1 pseudogene is annotated in these 624 nt (G+C 36.1%); it reads left to right on the forward strand.

What is annotated here, in order from left to right:
• Positions 1-95 precede the first annotated feature (95 nt).
• Positions 96-624: pseudogene (locus AC1DVB_RS27840) on the forward strand (transposase); the annotation flags it as partial.

Below are 624 nucleotides of genomic sequence, written 5' to 3' on the forward strand. Positions count from 1 at the left end.
CAACAATCAACTTTGTCTTACCTTTTAGATAGAACACTTTTGCCTGGAGTCATTTTTGTTTTAAAATAGAAGTATTAAAACTTGAGGTGATGAGGATGCTTTCTAAACATGATTCTATTCAGCGAGATCAACTTGAAATGATTACTTTAGATCAACTKGTGCCACCGAACCATTTGGTTCGTAAAATGGAGGCTGCCATTGACTTCACTTTCATTTATGACTTGGTGAAAAATATGTATTCAGAGKTARGACGCCCAAGTATTGATCCAGTTATTTTAGTTAAACTGACTTTCATTCAATATACCTTCGGTATTCGTTTGAAGAAGTTGAAACCAATATGGCTTACCGTTGGTTCTTAGGCTATGGTTTCCATGATAAAGTACCTCCTACTCCACGTTCGGGAAAAATTATGAGCGACGCTTTAAAGATACAGACCTGTTTGAACAGATTTTCTATCGCATTTTAATGACAGCTGCTAATAAAAAGTTAATAAGTGCTGAACACGTTTTCGTGGATTCCACACATGTGAAAGCCAGTGCGAATAAACGGAAATTTGAAAAGAAAATCGTTCGTAAAGAAACACGAGCGTATCAAGGACGTCTTCAAGAAGAAATCAATCAAGAT

The organism is Peribacillus sp. P4_D6 (genome assembly GCF_056401795.1).